Below are 613 nucleotides of genomic sequence, written 5' to 3'. Positions count from 1 at the left end.
ATAGTTGTTATTACTTATAAGATATAATATAATATAGATTAAAGTTAATTATATTAATTCCTTTAATTAAGTAGGAAGGATAGAGAGGGGTGATAATAATTTGAATAAATTTAAAATCTGATAGATAATTAAGATTTAATTATCCTCCCCACCAGTATACACTGATGAATAGGAATAACCAAACTACGTCTACAAAATGCCAGTATAGAATAGCTTGCTCAAATCCTAAATGATGGTGATCAGTTAGATGGTAAGATAAAGCTCGGAATAAACCTACTGTTAAGAAAGCTGTACCAATGATTACATGAATTCCATGGAATCCTGTAGACATATAGAATGTAGATCCATAAGCACCATCACTGAATGTGAATGGAGCATTGTAATACTCGTATCCTTGGAATCCTGTGAAAATAGCTGCTAAGATAACAGTAATAATTAATCCATAAATAACTCCTGCTCTATTACCTTGGATTAGGCTATGATGAGCATAAGTTACAGTTGCACCTGAAGAAAGTAAAATAACTGTATTTAATAATGGGATTTCCCAAGGATTTAATGCTTCAATTCCAGCAGGAGGCCAGTGAGATCCTAAATCTACTGTTGGAGCTAAAGA

General features: G+C 32.3%; 1 protein-coding gene. It reads right to left on the bottom strand.

The window, feature by feature from the left end; all coding sequences use genetic code 11:
* Positions 1 to 139: 139 nt before the first annotated feature.
* Positions 140 to 613 (bottom strand): cytochrome c oxidase subunit 3 (locus ACYVDA_RS20765; protein ID WP_460820442.1); only part of this gene is annotated, 474 nt, incomplete at its 5' end.

This window comes from Nocardioides korecus (assembly GCF_054778395.1).
Note: the sequence above shows the minus strand (reverse complement) of the source record. Positions and strands in the feature narration are given on the sequence as shown.